This is a genomic window from Kitasatospora sp. NPDC058170 (assembly GCF_042883905.1).
Classification (GTDB): Bacteria; Actinomycetota; Actinomycetes; order Streptomycetales; family Streptomycetaceae; genus Kitasatospora.
Map to the genome: position 1 here is coordinate 23,075 of NZ_JBHVUV010000013.1, position 18,558 is coordinate 41,632.

Sequence of the window (18,558 nt, forward strand, 5' to 3'; positions counted from 1 at the left end):
ATGCCCTGAACGGTGGTTACTCGCGGTTCCGGTCGGATGTGGGTGTGGATGACGAGGTCGGTGCGAACGCGACGGTCTCGTTCGAGGTGTGGGGTGACGGCGTCAAGCTGTACGGGAGTCCGGCGGTGATGACGCCGTCGAGTGCGACGCAGTCCGTCGACATCAGCGTCGCCGGGGTGAACTCGCTGGTACTGAAGGTGACGGACGCGGGCGACGGCATCAACAGCGACCACGCCGACTGGGCCGGAGCCAAGCTCATCGGGAACCCGCAGACGCCGACGGCCCTCAGCGCGCTGGACTGGACGGGTACCCCCATGATCGGGTGGGGCGCCGTCCAGAAGGACCGGAGCGTCGGCGCGAACCCGATCAGGCTGAACGGCACGGCCTATGCCAAGGGCGTCGGCACGCATGCCAACAGTGCCATCACCTATGCCCTGAACGGTGGTTACTCGCGGTTCCGGTCGGATGTGGGTGTGGATGACGAGGTCGGTGCGAACGCGACGGTCTCGTTCGAGGTGTGGGGTGATGGCGTCAAGCTGTACGGGAGTCCGGCGGTGATGACGCCGTCGAGTGCGACGCAGTCCGTCGACATCAGCGTCGCCGGGGTGAACTCGCTGGTGCTGAAGGTGACGGACGCGGGCGACGGCATCAACAGCGACCACGCCGACTGGGCCGGAGCCGAACTGGTGCGGTAGCACCAACTGCCAAGGCGGCGGGGGCCGCGTCCTGGTGGACGCGGCCCCCGCCGTGGTATCTGCGACGGCCCGTCAGGGGGTGGGCGCCGTGCGGGTCCCGGAGACCGTCCAGGCCTCGACCCGGAGCACCGCTGCCATCGCGCCGAAGGCGAGCACCCGGGTCAACGCGCCGTCACTCCCGTCGGCACCGCCTCCGTCGCCCGCCCGGCCCGACCCGTTCGACCCGTTCGTTTGGCCCGCCCCGATTGCTCGGCGCGCTTGGGCGGACCGCCAGGCGGCCACCTCCCCGTCCGTGATCCGGTACGGAGCCAGCGCGGCCAGCAGCGCCAGCCGGGCCCCCGGACGGTCGACCTCGGGCAGGCTGGCCACCGCCGGACCGGTCGGGTCGCCGCCGAGCGGCGGGTGCCCGCCGTCCCAGTCGGCCACTGCGCCGATCACCGCGGCCCGGGCCGCGGCGTCCAACAGTTCGCCGCCGGCCGCGGCGGCGTCGCGCAGGGCCAGGTAGGCGGTGCCGATCGGGCCCTCCCCGGCCCAGGCGGGCGGTGGGCCGACCGGCGAGGGCCCGGCGAGGACGGCGAGACCGGCTCCGGGCGCAGGGTTGCGCCGAGCGGCGGAGGCGACGGTCAGGCCCGCGGCCCGCCGGACGTACCGCGAGCGGCGCACCGCGCCCGGCAGCAGTGCCTCCTCGTCGAGCAGCGAGGTCACCATCCGGTTGATGAAGTGGGTGACCAGCACCGTCCCGACGAACTCGGGCGTCTGCGCGGGCGGGAACGGCGGGGCGCTCAGGGCCGGTGCGCCGGGGGAGCGGGTGGCAGCCGCCCAGTCGAGCACCGCGGCGCGGCGCCGATCCGCGGGCGGGCGGCCGGCCCGGGCGGCCTCGGCCAGCTCGTGGTCCCCGGCGCCGTGTGCGAGCAGGGCGTGCGCCTCGGTGCAGAACGGGCAGCGGTTGGCCAGCGAGACGGCGCTCGCCACGGCCTCCTTGTCGGCGCGTGCCGCGGTGCCGACGATCTCGGCCTCGCGCAGCAGCGCCCAGGTGGCGGCCAGCACCTCGGGGGCGGGGGAGAGGCTCATCAGCGGGCCGTCGGCGAGCAGGAAGTCAGCCTTCATCTGCGCGTAGACGGCGGCCACCTGACCGGTGGCGGACTTCTGCGGGACGGGGGCGGTGTGGCGGTAGGGCCTGGGCATGCGCGATCCCCTTGTGATGGCAAGGCCATGGGCGGTATCGCAACTTTCCGTTGCGATACGCGATACGGTGAGCGTGCCACGCTCCCCGCCGTAACGCAACCAGGAGTTGCAATGTCGTCCGATTCCCGAGAGTCCGAGCCCCACATGCCCACGCCCCACATGCCCACGCCCCACGTGTCCGAGCCCGGCGCGTCCGATTCCCGGGTGCCCGAGCCCGACCTGCCCGGCGCCGCGCCCGCCTCCGTGCCCGGCCGCCCCGCGGCGGAGCGGCGGCCGGTGGTCGGGCGGGGGGAGAAGGTGCGGGCGGCGGTCCTGGACGCGACGCTCGCCGAGCTCGCCGAGATGCGCTACGCCGCGCTCACCGTCGACGGGGTCGCCCGGCGGGCGGGCGTCCACAAGACCACGGTCTACCGGCGCTGGAAGGACCGCGACGCGCTGATCGTCGACGCCCTGACCGGGCAGCTCGCGGCCGACATCCCGATCCCCGACACCGGCACGGTCGAGGGCGACCTACGCGCCCTCGCCCGCGGTCTGGCCTCCTGGCTGGGCGGGCCGTCCGGCGCGGCGGTGCTCGCGGTGATGCTGTCCGAGGCCGTCCAGGCGCCGGGGATCGTCGAGGCCCGGGCGCGGATCTTCGAGGACCGGCTGCGCCGCGCGGAACCGGTCGTCGAACGGGCCGTCGAGCGCGGCGAGCTGCCCGCGGGCGTCGATCCGGCCGAGGTCATCAAGGCCCTGGCTGCGCCGCTTTACTTCCGGGTGCTGATCACCGCCGAGCCGGTCGACGGAGCGGTCGCCGACCGGGCCGTCGTCGCCACCCTCGCCGCCGCCCGGCACGGCGCGTTCGGCTGACGCGGCCGTCCGGCTGCCCCGGTGGGTCCGGTCGAGGCCAGGCGCGCTCCGCCGCCGTGGGTGCTTCGCGCCGTGGCGAAGGGACCGTGCCGCCGGTACGGTCCCTTCGCGGTGCCGCGGGCGGTCACATGTGGGTGCCGCCGTCGATCCGGATCTCGGTGCCGGTGACGAAGGCGCCGTCGTCCGAGGCGAGCATGGCGATCACGCCGGCCACCGTCTCGGGCCCGGCGAAGCCCTGGCCGAGGGCCGGGGAGAGCTTGCCGAGCAGGCTGAAGTCGGCGTCCGCGGGCAGGCCCGGGTTGTTGGTCATGCCGCTGTCGATGCTGCCCGGCGCGACGCAGACCGCGCGCAGGCCCTGCTTGGCGTACTCGGCCGCGATCGCGTGGGTGAAGGACTGGATGCCGCCCTTGGTCGCGGCGTAGGCGGCCATGTAGGGGTGGGCGAAGGTCGCGGAGGTCGAGCTGAAGTTGACCACCATGCCCCGGCCGCCGGCCAGCAGCGCGGGCAGCGCCTCCCGGGTCATCAGGAAGGTGCCGGTCAGGTTGACCGCGATCAGCTTGTTCCAGAACTCCAGGCTGGTCTCGTGGGTGTGCGAGGAGCGCAGGATGCCGGCCGCGTTCACCAGGGCGTCCAGCCCGCCGAGCCCGGCCACCGCCTCGGCCACGGCCGCGCGGACGGCGGCCTCGTCGGAGACGTCCAGCACCGCGGTGCCGAGCCGGTCGGCGGTGCCGTCGGTGCGGGCGCGGTCCAGGGTGGCCTTGAGGCCGTCCTCGTTGACGTCCACGGCGACGACCCGGCCGCCCTCGGCGAGGATCCGGTGCACGGTGGCCCGGCCGATGCCCGAGCCGCCGCCGGTGATCAGGACGTTCCGTCCGCTGAAGCGCTCCATGGTGGTACTCCGTTTCGTTCGTGGCCTCTCGACCTCGAATGACACGGTACGCCCAAGTGGCACAACGTGCCAAAAAGTCATGTTGTGCCACTCTGGCTCACCGTGCCGAACAGGCGTGACGTGCCGGAAGGGCGCGCCGCGCCAATCCGCTGTACCGCGCCGCCCTGGCATGACGTGCCCGGATGGCACGGTGCGCCGTCACGGCGCGCAGCCGCGTACGCTGATCTCCGTGACCGGACGCCCCACCCTGAACCAGCGCCGCCGTGACGACACCCGGCTGGAGATCGCCCGCACCGCCGCCGCGCTCTTCGCCGAGCGCGGGGTCGAGGCGACCACCGCCGAGGAGATCGCCGTCACCTCCGGCATCTCGCTGCGCACCTTCTACCGCTACTTCCGGGTCAAGGAGGAGGCCGTCGCCCCGCTGCTGGCGGCCGGCGGGCGCCGCTGGGTGCTGCTGTTCGCGGAGAGCTCGGCCGGTCTGCCGCTGCGCGAGGCCCTGGAGCGCTCCGCGGTGGAGTCCCTCACGCCGGTCGACGACCAGGCGATCGAGGCCATGCACTGGACCCGCGACCTGCTGCGGGACGCCCGGCTGGACACGGTCTGGCAGCGGGTGCACGGCGACTCGGAGGAGCGGCTGCGCGCGGTGCTCACCGCCCGCTGCCCCCGGGGCACCGACCAGCTGGAGATCCGGCTGGCGGCGGCCGCCGCGACCGCCGCCATCCGGGTGGCCCTGGAGGAGTGGGCGTTCTCGGACGCCCCCGCCGCCGGCCCGGGCTCCCCGCAGGAGCTCGGCGCCCGCTGCATGCGCGAACTCACCGCCGGCCTCCGCCTCTGGACCCTGATCGCCTGACGGCCCGTCCGCCGCCCGCTCGCCGCCGACCTGACGACCCGGCAGGGCGGCACCGCACCAGCCCTCCGCCGCCGCGCAGTCCCTCCGCGCAGTCCCTCCGCGCAAGTCCCGCCCCGCAGTCCCGCTCCGCCGCGCCGCGCACCGTGACGCTCACTGTGACGCGCCCCACGTCGCCCCCGACCCCCGCACTTCGGTCCCCGCTGGTCGGCGGGTCCGGACGGCCCCTCCGGGGCGCTAGGGTTGGTTGGTTGTTGATCGTGCCTCGGCGGAGGCCCCCGTCCTGCGAACGGGGGAACCGGGGCGGCCGTCCTGGGTGTCCTAGGGCTTGTCTGACAATTCGCGTCGCATCAGCGCGCGGCGGGAATTGTCAGACAAGTCCTAGCTGCGGGGGCGGGCAGTTCGAGGCGTGGGAGCAAGTAGGACATGGGTCTGACGAGCCACAAGGTGCTGGCGCTGACCGTACTGATCGCCGTTGCGGCGATGGCCGGCACGGTCTGGCTGTGGCCGAGACTGGCGAAGCGCAACTGGCAGGCGGTGCTCGGCCGGATCGGCGCGCTGCTCGCCACCCAGCTCACCGTGCTCGCGGCGCTCGGCCTGGTGGCGAACAACTACTTCGCCTTCTACAGCAGCTGGGACGACCTGCTCGGCACCGGCGACAACGGCCCGGTCACCATCCAGAACAAGGTGGACGCGTCCGGCCGCCTCCAGGTGGAGACCATCGGCCACGCGGCCGTCCAGGGTGGCGGGGCGCTCGGCCGGGACCCCAGGCAGTCCGGTGAGATCCGCGAGATCCGGATCGACGGCGCCACCACCAGGCTCTCCACCGAGGGGTACGTCTACCTGCCGCCGCAGTACTTCCAGCCGGAGTACGCACAGAAGCAGTTCCCGGCGGTCATCGTCAGCACCGGCTTCCCGGGGATCGCCAAGAACCTGGTGACCCGGCTCAACTACCCCGGCGCGGCGCTCAAGCTGCTGCAGGAGGGGCGGATGCAGCCGACCGTGATGGTGCTGGTGCGTCCGTCGCCCGCGCTGCCGCAGGACACCGAGTGCGAGGACATCCCGGGCGGCGCCCAGTCCGAGGCGTACTTCGTCAAGGACGTCCCGTCCGCCATCCAGGCGTCCTTCCGGGTTTCCGGCGACCCGCAGGCCTGGGGCTTCATGGGCAACTCGACCGGCGGCTACTGCGCCCTCAAGCTGGCCATGCGCCACCCTGAGGTCTTCCCGACCGCCGTCTCGCTCTCCGGCTACTACCAGGCCGCCGACGACCCGACCACCGGCGACCTCTTCAAGGGCAGTCACCAGCGCCGTGACGAGGCCGACCTGATGTGGCGTCTGAAGAACCTGCCGCACCCCAAGGTGTCCGTGCTGCTGGCCGGCACCAAGGAGGGCGACGGCGAGTACCGGCGCGAGACGGAGGCGTTCATCGCGGCCGCGCACAGCCCGATGAAGGTCTCGTACAGCATGATGCAGACCGGCGGCCACAACTTCGAGACCTGGAGCAAGCTGCTGCCGTCCTCGCTCGAATGGCTGTCCCAGCACCTCAAGGTGCCGACCGGCACCGTCTGAGCGGCCGGAACCGGACCCGGACCGGACCCATACCCAGACCCGGAACCGACACCGTCGGCCCGGGCGGGACGCCCGGGCCGGCGGCGGGGGTCCGTCGGGGCGCGGCAGGTCAGGCGACCGGCTCCAGCGTCCCGGTGTGCAGCTCGCCGACCCGGCCGCCCTCGCCCTCGTACGTCCAGAAGGCGCGCACCGTCAGCTTGCCGAGGTCCATGACGTGGCTGACGGTGATGCCGCTCTGCTCGGTCCAGCTGACGAAGTACACCTGCGGGCCGACCTCGGCGACGTGCAGCGCGACGTCCTCCCACTGGCCGGCCGACTCGCCGAGGCCCTCCCAGCGCAGCCGCTTGCCGTCGGCCGAGTAGGCGTTGCGGAACGCCGCGCCGTTGTCGACCTGGAAGAGGTAGGTGCGGCCGGCGAAGGCGGGCAGGGACGCGGTCATGGCTGGGCTGGTCCTCGTTGTCTCGTGCGATGCGTACAGGTGGACTTCCAACCTATCCGACCGGGTGACGTTCCCGGCGGACTTCCCGGCGGAGTTCACGGCGCCCGTCGACGCGCCCGCCCGCCGCCCCGCCCGGCACCGGCCGCCCCCCCGAACCGCCGCGCCGAACCGCCGCTCACTGCCCGAGCACCGGCCCGTGCAGCACCGTCCCCGCCACCTTCGCCGCGGCCAGATCGGCCCGCAGCCGGTCCGCCATGAACTTGTTGGCCACCAGCACGGTCGGCGCGGCGGGCAGCTTCGCGATGGTGTTCTTCAGGTCCTGCAGCATCTTCTGGTACTGCTCCGCCGTCGGCTGCCAGGAGACCTTGACGGTGTAGACGTCGTACAGCGCCCGCATCTCGCCGCCCCGGCGCAGCAGCAGCTCGGCGACGAAGGTGGACCGCAGGTTCTGGTAGGAGTCGTCCGAGTAGAGGGCGATCAGCGGCCCGCCGTTCGCCCGGGCGAGGTCGCGCTCCACCAGGGTGGTGGCGAACGGCGCGAGGTCGCTGTGCCCGTCGCCGTGGCCCCAGACCACCAGCGGGTTGGTGTACCAGGCCGCGGGCTTGGTCCAGGCGCTCAGGACGCCCCACTGGACGCCGGCGAAGAGGCTCAGCGCGGTGGCCACCGCGAGCACCGACAGGCCGGCCTCGCCGCCGCGGCGCAGCAGCGCCGGACGGGACGTGCCGCGCGGCGGGGCGGGGGAGGGGCGCAGCAGCAGTCCGACCGCGCCGATCGACATCAGGCCGATCACCACACCGGCGGCGGCGATCTTCTCGAAGTAGTACGAGTAGTAGCCGATGGTGTGCAGCTGCCACCACCCGAAGCCGCCGATCACCAGGCCCGCCCCGACGACCAGCACCAGCAGCGCCTGACCGGCGGCGGTGCGCCGGGTGGCCCGGCCGAGCGCGCCGAGCAGGGCGAGCAGCCCGCCGCCGAGCAACAGCACGCGGTCGGCGCCGACCATCGGTCCGGCCAGGTTCGAGGTGCCGGCGACGTCGAGGTCGGAGAGCACCGACACCGCACTGGGCAGCGCCGCCACTCCCAGCCCCGCGAGCAGGACGAGGGCGGTCGAGCGCCACCGGCCGGCGAAACGGCGCCGGTTGACCAGCACCCCGGCCGCCACGGCGAGGCCGACGAAGACCCCGTACAGGTTGTAGACGTAGGTGACGGTGATCAGGCCGGCCACGGCGGTCAGCAGGTGTTCGGTGTGCCCCATGGCCGGCCGTACCGCCAGCGGGAGGGCGACGGCGAGGAAGAGCAGACCGATGATCGTGGAGTCGAAGCCGTGTCCGACCAGGTCGGAGTAGTTGCCGGCGAGCATCAGCGAGGCCACGGTCGCGCAGGCGGCGGCGGCCTGCCAGCCGCGCAGCCGCGGGCCGCCGATCCACCGGGCCGCCCAGACCAGGGCGGCGCAGAGCAGCGCGTAGGCGGCCAGTACGTAGAGGAAGTAGCGGTTCATCGCGTCGAGCGCCGCACCGGGCGCGGTGGAGGAGCGGACCAGGGCGTCGACCCAGGCCAGCAGGAAGTGCGACCCCTGCGGGTACACCGCCTCGGCCGGGGTCATCATGTACGTCCTGGCCTGCTCCTGGTGCAGGAAGGCGTAGCCGCCGACGTGCCGGATGCCCTCGAAGTAGGAGAAGTGCCCGAGCCGGTCCTCGGCGGTGGCGATGTACGCCACCCGCTCGGTGAGCGACTTGCCCGCCACCGCGTGGTGCAGGTAGTACCAGACGCCGGTCGCGGTACCCGCCACCAGCAGGTCCGTCCCGCGCAGGCGCAGCGGCAGCCGCGGACGCCGGTCGGCCAGCCAGCCGGCCAGGCAGACGGTGCTGAGCAGCACCCCGGCGGTCGGCACCGGGTGGATGCCCCACGGCCAGACCGAGAAGAGCAGCCCGAAGGCCATCACGCCGGCGGCGGTGATCAGGCCGGCCGCGAAGAGCCGGTCGACCAGGCCGCCGCCGACCCGGATCAGTGAGGCCACGGCCAGCACCAGGACCGGCAGCAGCGCCAGGTCCAGCCCGGCCGGGTGCAGTGCGAGCGGAAGCAGCCAGGACGCCGCGAGGAGTCCGGCGAGCAGCGGGAGGCGGCGCCGCGGCGTCCCGCCCTCCTGGGGAGGGAGCTCTCCGGTGAACGGTGGAGCATCCGACGGTCGGTCCAGTACGGCAGACGAAAAGGCCATCGCGAAAGAGCGCTCTCTTCGATCGGGTCCTGCGTGTTCGCACCCCCCCGTCAGGACGCGATCCGGCCAGCACCCGTGGGTACACGACCTTCAAGGCGACATCATAAGCGCCACCGAACGCACACATGTACGAGGGTCCGGTCGGTGGACGCCCGTCCCGCCCCGGCCTGACCCGCCCGACCCGGTGTGAGCTGTGCGACAACCGCTCCCGATTCCTTGGCGCCGTCCGGACGGCCTGCCTAGCCTGCACGAGTCGTCCGCCCTCGCGGACCCCGCCGTCGGGACGCCGAGTCCTGTCCACCCGACGGCGTGCAACCGAGCACCACAGCGGACGGGAGCGGGGGACCCAAGGTCAGTGCCCGACCCGTGCGCTCCCGCGTACGGGCCGTGGCTAGGGGTGAAGCCGCTCCACAGGCGGCCGGGCAACCTCAGCCCGAACCCGACAGCTCACCTCGCAGGCGTGGCAGAGGAAACCCCATGCAGAAGCCTGCCCGGCGCACCGCACCGCGCCATGCCCGCCCCACCCACCGAGGCCGCAGGGCCGCCGTCGCCGCCACCGGCGCGCTCGCCATCAGCGGCGCCGGCCTGCTCGGCGTCCCGGCGCTCACCGGCGCCCAGGCGGCCACCGTGCCGACCGTCACCCAGGACAAGCTCGCCCCGGCCGCGATGGTCGCCGGCAAGGCCTCCGCGGCCTCGCTGACCGTGCACTCCTCGGCCTGCTTCACGGCCAAGACCGTCGGCGTGGGCGTCCGCGACGCGGCCGGCCGCAACCTCGACTTCCCCGGCAACCGCTCCAACGCGCAGATCTGCCCCACCGGCCTGTCGATCACCACCGGTACCCGCACCCTGCCCGCCGGGACGTACACCCAGTTCGGCTTCTGGCAGGACTCGGCCGGGGCCTGGCACAACCTGCCGTCCCAGAAGCTGGTGGTCTCCACCGCCACGGCCACCCCGACCCCCACCCCGACCCCCACCCCTGCGCCGACGTCCACGCCGACCCCCACCCCGGCGCCGACCGGCACGCCCACCACCGGCACGCCCACCACCGGTGCGCCGGTCGCGGGCAAGAGTCTGGCCTGGTCCGACGAGTTCAACACCCTCGCCCTGGGCTCGCGCTGGACCGCCGACAAGAGCAGCTCGTACCACTACGGCGACCACAACCCCAACGACAACAAGCTCGACTGGCTGAACAAGAACAACGTCGCCGTCTCCGGCGGCGCCGCCACCTTCACCGCCAAGCCGAGCAGCCACACCCTGGAGAACGGCAAGCAGGCCTGGGACACCGGGCTGCTCACCACCGAGTACTCCAGCGAGGGCTTCAAGGTGAAGACCGGCGACTACGTCGAGACCCGGGTCAAGCTCCCGGCCGGCACCGGTGCCTGGCCGGCGCTGTGGACGTGGAACGGCACCAGCGGCAACCACGGCGAGATCGACACCTTCGAGTACCACTCGGACAACGCCAACCTGCTGGAGCTGACCAACCACGTCAACGCCGACCACAAGTACGTCACCGACGCGAAGGCGATCGCCCACGACCAGTGGGTCACCGTCGGCACCCAGTACGGCGCCAACTCGGTCGACTGGTACATCAACGGGGTGAAGGTCTTCGCGGACGGCAAGGGCGTCGGCGCCAACTGGTCGGCCTACCTGATCCTCAACCTCTCCCTGAGCGCGGGGCAGTACCACCCCGCGCCGCAGGGAACGGCTCCGATCACCTTCGCCGCGGACTACGTCCGCGTCTACCGCTAGTGCCGGCCGTGGAGACCGTCCGCCCCGTCAGGAGCGGACGGTCTCCACGACCTGGATCGTGAACGGCTCGCGGTTGTTGTTTTCCTTCTGGTCGTCGTCGCTACGCACCGCGACATAGCCGCCGGTCAGCTCGCCGAGCGGGACGGTGGGGGCCAGCCGCAGCGGGATCAGCGCCGTTGCGCTGTCGTACGCCGGCAGACCCGCCGGGAAGACGCAGCGCACCCGGTGGCCGTTCTGGATCACCTGGCAGTCCTCGGGGAAGAACGGCTCCTCCGGCGTGACGCCCTCCGGCAGGGTGACCGTCACCCGGAACGACGAAGCGGTCCGGTCCGGGCCGAGGTTGGCGATGAAGGCGTGGAGCGTGGTGGTCCCGCCGGGCGCGGCGGCGTCGGGGTCGATCCGCACCACCTCCAGGTCGGACTTGGAGGCTGCCGCGGGCTTCGCGGGTGCGGCGGGCGCCGCGACCTCCGCCGCCGGGGCGCCCCCCGGCGCCGGGTCGGCGTCCGAACACGCCCACGCGGGCCCGGTGGCCAGCACCACCAGCGCCGCCCCCACCGTCAGTGACCTGCCGAAGTAACCCCGTACGGACCCACTGCGCGACATTGCCGCTCACCCTGCCCTCTGCGTTCCGGCGCCCCGCACCGTCGCGGGCCGCGTCCGCCCCAGCGTGACCGAGCGGCCCGCCGCGGCCGGGCCGACCCGCCCTCGGGCCGCTCGAACGGGCGAACAGGTCCACCGGAAGCCGAGCCGGACCGGTCCGACCCAGCTTGCGGGACGGCAGGGGTGACCACCCGTCAGGGCGCCAGCACCCGCCCCAGCCGGGTCGCGATCTCCTGCATGACGGGGACGAGGGAGGCCGCGCCGGCCTGCTCCTCCAGGGCCCGGATCCGCGCCTCGGGACCGGAGACCGAGAGCGCCGTCGGGGTCGGCGCCCCCGGCACCGCGAGCGCGATGCAGCGCACCCCGATCTCCTGCTCCTGGTCGTCCACCACGTAGCCGCGCTCGCGCGCCTGCGCCAGCTGGTCCAGCAGCAGCTGCGGGTCGGTCACCGTGTACGAGGTGTGCGCGGGCAGCGGGTTGGGGCCGAGGACGGCGCGCGCCTCCTCCTCGGGCAGCTGCGCCAGCAGCGCCTTTCCGACACCCGTGCAGTGCGGCTGCACCCGGCGGCCGACCTCGGTGAACATCCGCATCGAGCGCCGCGACTGCACCTGTCCGACGTACACCACCTCGCCGCCCTCCAGCACGGCCAGGTTGGCCGTCTCGCCGGTGGCCTCCATGAGTTCGGCCAGGTACGGGCGGGCCCAGCTGCCGAGCAGCCGGCCGGCCGTCTCGCCCAGGCGGATCAGCCGCGGGCCGAGCGTGTAGCGGCGCGCGGTGTCCTGGCGTACATAGCCCTGCTGCACGAGGGTACGAACCAGGCGGTGGATGGTCGGCATCGGCAGACCGGACGAGGTGGACAGTTCGCTGAGCGTCGCCACGCCGCCGGCGTCGGCCAGCGCCTCCAGCAGCAGGAAGGCGCGCTCGACGGACTGCACGCCGCCGCTCGCGCGGTCCGTGCTGGTCGTCGATGCTGTGTCGGGGGTGGCGACCACCGGCGTTCCCTTCGCTGTCGGGGGAGGAGTAGAGTCCCAGCGATCACCTCAACAAACCGTTGAAATTCTGTATCGCGGAAACTAGTCTCCACCTTACAGAATCGGACCCGCCGACAGGTGGGTTCCGATCGGTTCAGATCAAGGAAGCTCCCACCGGAGCTCCCTTCGCCAGGCTCAACCGTCTTAGGAGTGTCCTGCCCATGGCTACAGATCAGGGACCCGCCGGCGCCTCTCCCGCCGCTCCGGTCGTCACTGTCGCCGGTCCGCGCGTCCAGCGGGCGGAGGAGGTGCTCACCCCGGAGGCGGTCGCCTTCGTGGTCGGCCTCCACCGCGCCTTCGAGGGCCGCCGGCAGGAACTCCTGGTCCGACGGAAGACCCGCCGGGCCGAGACCGCCAGGGCCGGGACGCTGGACTTCCTCCCCGAGACGGCCGCCGTGCGGGCCGGAGACTGGAAGGTCGCCGAGGCCCCCCGCGCCCTCCGGGACCGCCGGGTCGAGATCACCGGCCCCACCGACCGCAAGATGGTGATCAACGCCCTCAACTCCGGGGCGCGGGTCTGGCTGGCGGACTTCGAGGACGCCACCTCCCCCACCTGGGAGAACGTCGTCAGCGGCCAGATCAACCTGATCGACGCCTTCGAGGGCCGGATCGACTTCACCTCCTCGGCCGGCAAGGCCTACACCCTGCGCCCCGCCGCCGAACTCGCCACCGTCGTGGTCCGCCCGCGCGGCTGGCACCTGGACGAGAACCACCTGCTGGTCGACGGCACCCCGGTGGCCGGCGCCTTCCTCGACTTCGGCCTCTACTTCTTCCACAACGCCGCCCGGCTGCTCGCCCGCGGCGCCGAGGACCCGAACTCCGGCCCCTACTTCTACCTGCCGAAGACCGAGAGCCACCTCGAGGCCCGGCTCTGGAACGACGTCTTCACCCACGCCCAGGCCGCCCTCGGCATCCCGCACGGCACCGTCCGCGCCACCGTGCTGATCGAGACCATCACCGCCGCGTTCGAGATGGACGAGATCCTCTACGAGCTGCGCGACCACGCCGCCGGGCTCAACGCCGGCCGCTGGGACTACCTGTTCTCGATCGTCAAGAACTTCCGCGACGCCGGCGAGCACTACATCCTGCCGGACCGCAACTCCGTCACCATGGCCTCCCCGTTCATGGCCGCCTACACCCGCCTGCTGGTGCAGACCTGCCACCGGCGCGGCGCCCACGCCATCGGCGGCATGGCCGCGTTCATCCCCAGCCGCCGCGACCCCGAGGTCAACGCCGCCGCCCTGGAGAAGGTCAGGGCCGACAAGGAGCGCGAGGCCGGCAACGGCTTCGACGGCTCCTGGGTCGCCCACCCCGACCTCGTCCCGGTCGCCCGCGCCTGCTTCGACGCCGTGCTCGGCGAGCGCCCGAACCAGAAGGACGACCCGGGCCCGGCCGAGCCCGTCACCGCCGCCCAGCTGCTCGACATCGCCGGCTCCGGCGGCAGCTGCACCCGGGCCGGCCTGCACAACGCCGTCCAGGTCGGGATCCGCTACATCGAGGCCTGGCTGCGCGGCCTCGGCGCCGTCGGCATCTTCAACATGATGGAGGACGCCGCCACCGCCGAGATCTCCCGCTCGCAGATCTGGCAGTGGGTCAACAACGGCGTGGTGCTCGCCGACACCGGCGAGAAGGCCACCGCCGAGCTGGTGCGCAGGCTGGTGGCCGAGGAGCTGGCCGGGCTCCGGGCCGAGCTGGGCGACGAGGCCTACGCCGCCGGGCGCTGGCGCGAGGCCGCCAGGCTCTTCGAACAGGTCGCCCTCGCCGAGGAGTTCGCGGACTTCCTGACCCTCCCCGCGCTTCCCCTGCTGGGCTGATCCCAATCTATCCACCGGTGCGGACCCTGCCGCCTGCCAGGCTGTAGCAGTCCGGCCGCCCCTTGCTCCGTTCCGTACGGCGACGGACCCACCTGTCCTCCCGTCGCCGTACGGAACGGCTCGCCACCCGAGGAGCCCGCAGTGCCCCGCATCTTCTTCAACGGCCAGGCCATGGTCGGCGGCCCGTTCCACGCCTCCGTCGCCGACGCCCTCATCGGTCCGGTCCGCACCGCGCCCGGCTACCGGTTCTTCTCGATCGACGACGTCTGCCCCGGGCTGCACCCCGAACCCGCCGCCGTCACCGCGATCGAGGGCGAGCTGTACGACATCACCCTGGAACACCTGCGCGACGTCATCCTCCCCGGCGAGCCGCGCGAGCTGGAGCTCGGCGTGATCGAGCTCGACGACGGCTCCGCCTGCCTCTCGATGCTCCTCGCCCGCGGCGAGGCCGAGCGCGGCGTCCACCGCGAGATCACCCACCACGGCGGCTGGCGCGCCTACCTCGCCACCCTCGGCCGGACGGCCTGAGCACCGCCGGCTCGGCCGGACGGCCTGAGCACCGCCGGCGCGGGCGCCCCGCTCAGGACCGGCCCGCCACCAGTTCGTCGCCGAGCCGGCTGCGCCGGTAGAGCACGCTGCGCCCGTGCCGGGTCCGGTCGAGCAGACCGGCGGCGGCGAGCGCGCCCAGATGGCGGCTGACCGCACCCGGGGTGACCCCCAGCCGGTGGGCGAGCTCGGTGGTGCTGGCCGGGGTCGCCAGCAGGACGAGCAGCCTGGCCCGGGGCGCGCCGATCAGCCCGGCCAGCGGCCCGTCCGGCGCCCCGCGGTGAGCGGCGGCCAGGCCCTCGCCCATGGTGGCCTTGCCGCGCGCGGGGTAGGCGATCAGCGGCGGTCCCACCTGCGTGATGTCGGTCTGCGCGCCCAGCCCGAACAGCGTCGGGATCAGCACCAGCCCCCGCCCGGCGACGTCCACCGAGGCGCCCACGGCCTGCACCGCCGGATGCGGGTCGGTGAGCCGCAGGACCCCGGCGCCCCAGGAGAGCCGGTGGTCGAGACCGGCGAACAGCCCCTCCGCGCCGCGCTCCGAGAGCATCCGGCCCCGGTACGCGATGTCCGCCTCCAGCACCGACCGCGCCCGCGGCCACCAGACCGGGGCGAGGCAGCGCGTCCAGTACGCCTCCAGCGCCTCGGCCACCCGCGCGGTGAGCGCGGCCGGGTCGTCGACGAGCCCGGCGAGCACCGGCGGCAGCGGGCTGCCGTCGCCCCGGTACGCGGCGAGCACGTCCGCCCGCACCACCTCCGGCGGGGTGTCCGCCAGCCGGGCCAGTTCGGCGGCGAAGTCCGGGCGGGGGGCGTGCGGACGGGGGGTGAGGAAGTCCGGCACGAAGCCGACCGGCGCGATCAGCGACTCCAGCAGCGCGGTGTCCAGCGTCTCGTACCGGGACTGCCAGCCGGCGATCCACGGCCGCTGCTCCGGGTAGCGGGCCACCGACGAGCGGGCGCGCAGGCTCAGCACCGCCTCCTGCAGCGGGGAGTAGGCGAACCAGGTGGCCGCGAGGTCGTCGACGCCGAAGCGGAACTCGAACATTGACCGTAACGGTAAAAGAATTCCGCCCGCCCGGGAACCCCGCTGTGCTTCTGGCATGACCTCCACCGTGGTGCGCCCGACCGTTGTCGGCCGCCTTCTTCCGGACGATCCACTGCTGCGCCGGCTCGCCCTGATGAGCCTGGTGAACACGGTCGGCAACGGCCTCTTCATCACGGTGAGCGTGCTCTTCTTCACCCGCTCGATCGGCCTGACCCCCGGTCGGGTCGCGCTCGGCCTCACGGTCGCCGGCGTCTGCGGCGTGCTCGCCGGGGTGCCGATGGGGCGGCTGGCGGACCGCGTCGGCAGCAGGCGGCTGCTGCTGGTGGTCGGGCCGCTGGAGGCCGCGGCCGTGCTGGGCTACGCCTTCGTGCACTCCTTCGCCGCGTTCGTGGCGCTGGCCTGTGCGGCGACGGTGCTGGAGCGCGGCTCGGTGGCGGTGCGCAGCGCCCTGATCGCCCGGGCGCTGCCCGCCGAGGGCCAGGTCCGTGCGCGGGCGCTGCTGCGCTCGGTGATGAACGCGGGCCTGGTGGTCGGCTCCGGCGGTGCGGCGATCGCCCTGCAGAGCGACTCCTACACCGGGTACGTGATCGTGCTGGTGCTGGACGCGCTGAGCTTCCTGGGGGCGGCGGCGCTGCTGGTCGGGCTGCCCGTCCCGGACGGGCCCGCCGGCCCGGCGGAGGCCGCCGGTGCGCCGGTGAAGCGGCGCACGGCGCTGCGGGACCGCCGGTACCTGCTGGTCACCGCCCTGCACGCGGTGCTGGAGCTGCAGCTCGCGGTGCTCGGTGTGGGCCTCCCGCTGTGGATCGTGCTCGGCACGGACGCGCCGCCGGCCGTGCTCGCCGCGGTGAACGTGGTCAACTGCCTGCTGGTGGTGCTGTTCCAGGTCCGGGCGAGCCGGGGGGTCACCGATGTCGCCACGGCCGCGCGGGCGTGCGCCCGGGGCGCGCTGCTGCTGGCGGCCGCCTGCCTGGTCTACGCGGCGGCGCAGTACGGCCCGGCGGCCCTGGCGGCCGGGGTGCTGCTCGCCGGGGCGCTGGTGCACACCCTCGGGGAGCTGCTGACCTCGGCCGGCGGCTGGACGCTCAGCCTGGACCTGGCCGATCCGCGGGCGCACGGCGAGTACCAGGGGGTGTTCATGAGCGGGCAGGCGGCGGCACACGTGATCGGTCCGCTGGTGATCACCCTGACGGCGGTCGACCACGGCGCGGTGGGCTGGGTGGTCCTGGCGGGGCTGTTCGCCCTGGCCGGGCCGGCCCTGCCGGTGGCCGTCCGGGGGGCGGCGCCCCGCGGGTGACGGCCGGCGGGTGACGGCCGGCCGGGCCGGCCCGCGCCCCACGGGGGTGGGAGCGGGCGGCCCGGTCGTGGGCGCGGGTACGCCGCAGCCCCGGACCCTCGCCGTGGGTCCGGGGCTGCGGTCCGCTCGCCGCCCGGTTGGAGGCGGCTCGCGGAGTCCGGGTCACGCACCGTCCCTGGGCGGCCCGGAGTCTGGGGTGTCATACGGAGGGGGTGTCATACGGAGGGGGTGCCGTACGGCGTGGGTGTCGTACGGCCGGGGGGTCACACGGGGCGGGCGGCGAGCTCCCTCGCGGCGCGGGCGCAGGCCTGGGCGATCCGGTCCTCGTTGACGGTGGTCAGCTGGCCCTTCTCGACCACGGCGTTGCCGTTGACGAAGAGGGTGGCCAGCGGCGGCAGGGCGCCGAGGGTGAGGGCGGCGACCGGGTCGGCGATCGAGGAGTGCATGATGCCGTCGATCTTCCACAGGGCGAGGTCGGCGAGCTTGCCGGCCTCGATGGAGCCGATCTCGTTCTGCCGGCCGAGCACCCGGGCGCCGCCCATGGTGCCCAGGCGCAGGGCCTGGCGGCCGGTCAGCGCGGTCGGGGAGCCGTGCAGGCGGTTGATCAGCAGGGCGTTGCGCAGCTCGGTGCCGAGCTCGCCGGACTCGTTGGAGGCGGTGCCGTCCACGCCGAGGCCGACCGGGACGCCGGCCCTGAGCATGTCCGGGACGCGGGCGATGCCGGCCGCGAGGCGGGCGTTGGAGGACGGGCAGTGCGCCACGCCGGTGCCGGTCTCGGCGAACTTGGCGATGTCGGAGTCGTTCATGTGGACGCAGTGCGCCATCCAGACGTCCTCGCCCAGCCAGCCCACCGACTCGAAGTAGTCGGTCGGGCCCATCCCGAACAGCTCCTTGCAGAACGCCTCCTCCTCGGCGGTCTCGGAGCCGTGGGTGTGCAGCCGGACGCCCTTGCGGCGGGCCAGCAGGGCGGCCTCGCGCATCAGCTCGGTGGAGACCGAGAAGGGCGAGCAGGGCGCGATGGCGATGTGCAGCATCGAGTCGAAGGAGGCGTCGTGGTACTTGTCCACGGCGGCCTCGGAGGCGATCAGGATGTCCTCGGTCTTCTCCACCGCGTGGTCCGGCGGCAGGCCGCCGTCCTTCTTGCTGCGGTCCATCGAGCCGCGCAGCGCGGTGAAGCGCATGCCGAGCTCCTGGACGGCCTCGATCTCGGCGCCGAGGATGTCGCCGCCGTCCTCGGGGAAGACGTAGTGGTGGTCCGAGGCGGTCGTACAACCGGACTTGAGCAGCGCGGCGGCCGAGCCCTGGGCGGCGGCGTGGACGAGCCTGTCGTCGATCCGGGCCCAGGTCGGGTACAGGGCGACCAGCCAGTCGAAGAGGATGTCGTCCTGGGCCAGGCCGCGGGTGATCCACTGGTAGAAGTGGTGGTGGGTGTTGACCAGGCCGGGGGTGACGAGGTGTCCCTCGCCGTTGATCCGGCGTACCACGTTGTCCAGCCACTGCGGGGCGGGGCCGTCGCCGACCGACTCGATCCGGTTGCCGAGGAGCACCACGTGGCCGCGGGCGTACTCGGTGTCGTTGGCGTCGACGGTCGCGATCGCGACGTTCTCGATGACGATCCGCTGGTCGGCGGGCGGGGGCTGGACTGCCATGGTGTGTCTCCTATGGGGGGAGGGTCGGGGGGGGGGCCCGCGGGGGGGGCGCCCCCCCCCCGGCAGGAGGGGGTGGCCCGCGGGCCCCGCGCGCCCGAGGTCACCCGCGGGGGGGGCCGGCGGGCGCCGACGACGTGGGTGGAGA

The 18,558-nt window shown here is 73.6% G+C and carries 16 protein-coding genes and 1 riboswitch; of the genes, 8 read left to right on the forward strand and 8 right to left on the reverse strand.

Annotated features, from left to right (window positions below):
* On the forward strand, positions 1–695 hold a 695-nt coding region (locus tag ACFVVX_RS16295), incomplete at its 5' end, for an NPCBM/NEW2 domain-containing protein (RefSeq protein WP_387945882.1).
* A 72-nt stretch (positions 696–767) separates the two neighbouring features.
* On the opposite strand, the gene ACFVVX_RS16300 is transcribed toward ACFVVX_RS16295, so the two are convergent.
* Positions 768–1,880 carry a carboxymuconolactone decarboxylase family protein gene (locus tag ACFVVX_RS16300; RefSeq protein ID WP_387945884.1) on the reverse strand — a complete coding sequence of 371 codons (1,113 nt, stop codon included), beginning with the start codon at positions 1,878–1,880 and terminating at the stop codon, positions 768–770.
* 204 nt (positions 1,881–2,084) lie between these two features.
* Between ACFVVX_RS16300 and ACFVVX_RS16305 the strand changes: the two genes are divergently transcribed.
* On the forward strand, positions 2,085–2,729 hold the full coding sequence (locus ACFVVX_RS16305; protein WP_387945886.1) for a TetR/AcrR family transcriptional regulator: 645 nt from the start codon (positions 2,085–2,087) through the stop codon (positions 2,727–2,729).
* A 124-nt stretch (positions 2,730–2,853) separates the two neighbouring features.
* On the opposite strand, the gene ACFVVX_RS16310 is transcribed toward ACFVVX_RS16305, so the two are convergent.
* Entirely contained in the window at positions 2,854–3,618 is a 765-nt protein-coding gene (locus ACFVVX_RS16310; RefSeq protein ID WP_387945888.1) for an SDR family NAD(P)-dependent oxidoreductase, read from the reverse strand.
* A gap of 223 nt (positions 3,619–3,841) precedes the next feature.
* On the opposite strand from ACFVVX_RS16310, the gene ACFVVX_RS16315 reads away from it, so the two are divergent.
* On the forward strand, positions 3,842–4,468 hold the full coding sequence (locus ACFVVX_RS16315) for a TetR/AcrR family transcriptional regulator (RefSeq protein WP_387946199.1): 627 nt from the start codon (positions 3,842–3,844) through the stop codon (positions 4,466–4,468).
* Positions 4,469–4,891: 423 nt separating this feature from the next.
* Positions 4,892–6,034 carry an alpha/beta hydrolase gene (locus tag ACFVVX_RS16320; RefSeq protein WP_387945890.1) on the forward strand — a complete coding sequence of 381 codons (1,143 nt, stop codon included), beginning with the start codon at positions 4,892–4,894 and terminating at the stop codon, positions 6,032–6,034.
* 109 nt (positions 6,035–6,143) lie between these two features.
* On the opposite strand, the gene ACFVVX_RS16325 is transcribed toward ACFVVX_RS16320, so the two are convergent.
* Positions 6,144–6,473: a MoaF N-terminal domain-containing protein gene (locus tag ACFVVX_RS16325; RefSeq protein ID WP_387945892.1), complete on the reverse strand. Its 330-nt coding sequence runs from the start codon at positions 6,471–6,473 to the stop codon at positions 6,144–6,146.
* Between the two features lie 175 nt (positions 6,474–6,648).
* Positions 6,649–8,688, reverse strand: a complete 2,040-nt coding sequence (locus tag ACFVVX_RS16330) for a hypothetical protein (protein ID WP_387945894.1) — start codon at positions 8,686–8,688, stop codon at positions 6,649–6,651.
* A gap of 310 nt (positions 8,689–8,998) precedes the next feature.
* A riboswitch (cyclic di-AMP (ydaO/yuaA leader) is annotated at positions 8,999–9,164 on the forward strand.
* A 1-nt stretch (position 9,165) separates the two neighbouring features.
* Here ACFVVX_RS16330 and ACFVVX_RS16335 point away from each other — a divergent pair.
* Complete coding sequence (locus tag ACFVVX_RS16335; protein WP_387945896.1) at positions 9,166–10,437, forward strand: family 16 glycosylhydrolase; 1,272 nt, start codon at positions 9,166–9,168, stop codon at positions 10,435–10,437.
* Positions 10,438–10,464: 27 nt separating this feature from the next.
* Here the strand turns inward: ACFVVX_RS16335 and ACFVVX_RS16340 are convergent, their stop codons facing one another.
* Both ACFVVX_RS16340 and ACFVVX_RS16345 read right to left on the reverse strand, forming a co-directional pair.
* On the reverse strand, positions 10,465–11,040 hold the full coding sequence (locus ACFVVX_RS16340; protein ID WP_387945898.1) for a hypothetical protein: 576 nt from the start codon (positions 11,038–11,040) through the stop codon (positions 10,465–10,467).
* A gap of 191 nt (positions 11,041–11,231) precedes the next feature.
* Positions 11,232–12,029: an IclR family transcriptional regulator gene (locus ACFVVX_RS16345; protein WP_387945900.1), complete on the reverse strand. Its 798-nt coding sequence runs from the start codon at positions 12,027–12,029 to the stop codon at positions 11,232–11,234.
* A gap of 200 nt (positions 12,030–12,229) precedes the next feature.
* Here ACFVVX_RS16345 and aceB point away from each other — a divergent pair, with 200 nt between their 5' ends.
* Entirely contained in the window at positions 12,230–13,882 is a 1,653-nt protein-coding gene (gene aceB / locus ACFVVX_RS16350) for a malate synthase A (RefSeq protein WP_387945902.1), read from the forward strand.
* Between the two features lie 141 nt (positions 13,883–14,023).
* Positions 14,024–14,410, forward strand: coding sequence for a gamma-glutamylcyclotransferase (locus ACFVVX_RS16355; RefSeq protein ID WP_387945904.1), 387 nt, complete (start codon positions 14,024–14,026; stop codon positions 14,408–14,410).
* Between the two features lie 52 nt (positions 14,411–14,462).
* On the opposite strand, the gene ACFVVX_RS16360 is transcribed toward ACFVVX_RS16355, so the two are convergent.
* Positions 14,463–15,470, reverse strand: coding sequence for a helix-turn-helix domain-containing protein (locus ACFVVX_RS16360; protein ID WP_387945906.1), 1,008 nt, complete (start codon positions 15,468–15,470; stop codon positions 14,463–14,465).
* Between the two features lie 55 nt (positions 15,471–15,525).
* On the opposite strand from ACFVVX_RS16360, the gene ACFVVX_RS16365 reads away from it, so the two are divergent.
* Positions 15,526–16,764, forward strand: a complete 1,239-nt coding sequence (locus ACFVVX_RS16365; RefSeq protein ID WP_387945908.1) for an MFS transporter — start codon at positions 15,526–15,528, stop codon at positions 16,762–16,764.
* 263 nt (positions 16,765–17,027) lie between these two features.
* On the opposite strand, the gene ACFVVX_RS16370 is transcribed toward ACFVVX_RS16365, so the two are convergent.
* Complete coding sequence (locus ACFVVX_RS16370; protein WP_387945910.1) at positions 17,028–18,413, reverse strand: 8-oxoguanine deaminase; 1,386 nt, start codon at positions 18,411–18,413, stop codon at positions 17,028–17,030.
* Positions 18,414–18,558: the final 145 nt, after the last annotated feature.

Excerpts from the sequence above, each read along its gene's own strand:
- ACFVVX_RS16300 (WP_387945884.1), bottom strand. The coding sequence starts at position 1,880 with ATGCCCAGGCCCTACCGCCACACCGCCCCCGTCCCGCAGAAGTCCGCC.
- ACFVVX_RS16310 (WP_387945888.1), bottom strand. The coding sequence starts at position 3,618 with ATGGAGCGCTTCAGCGGACGGAACGTCCTGATCACCGGCGGCGGCTCG.
- ACFVVX_RS16320 (WP_387945890.1), top strand. The coding sequence starts at position 4,892 with ATGGGTCTGACGAGCCACAAGGTGCTGGCGCTGACCGTACTGATCGCC.
- ACFVVX_RS16325 (WP_387945892.1), bottom strand. The coding sequence starts at position 6,473 with ATGACCGCGTCCCTGCCCGCCTTCGCCGGCCGCACCTACCTCTTCCAG.
- ACFVVX_RS16330 (WP_387945894.1), bottom strand. The coding sequence starts at position 8,688 with ATGGCCTTTTCGTCTGCCGTACTGGACCGACCGTCGGATGCTCCACCG.
- ACFVVX_RS16335 (WP_387945896.1), top strand. The coding sequence starts at position 9,166 with ATGCAGAAGCCTGCCCGGCGCACCGCACCGCGCCATGCCCGCCCCACC.
- ACFVVX_RS16340 (WP_387945898.1), bottom strand. The coding sequence starts at position 11,040 with ATGTCGCGCAGTGGGTCCGTACGGGGTTACTTCGGCAGGTCACTGACG.
- aceB (WP_387945902.1), top strand. The coding sequence starts at position 12,230 with ATGGCTACAGATCAGGGACCCGCCGGCGCCTCTCCCGCCGCTCCGGTC.
- ACFVVX_RS16360 (WP_387945906.1), bottom strand. The coding sequence starts at position 15,470 with ATGTTCGAGTTCCGCTTCGGCGTCGACGACCTCGCGGCCACCTGGTTC.
- ACFVVX_RS16365 (WP_387945908.1), top strand. The coding sequence starts at position 15,526 with ATGACCTCCACCGTGGTGCGCCCGACCGTTGTCGGCCGCCTTCTTCCG.
- ACFVVX_RS16370 (WP_387945910.1), bottom strand. The coding sequence starts at position 18,413 with ATGGCAGTCCAGCCCCCGCCCGCCGACCAGCGGATCGTCATCGAGAAC.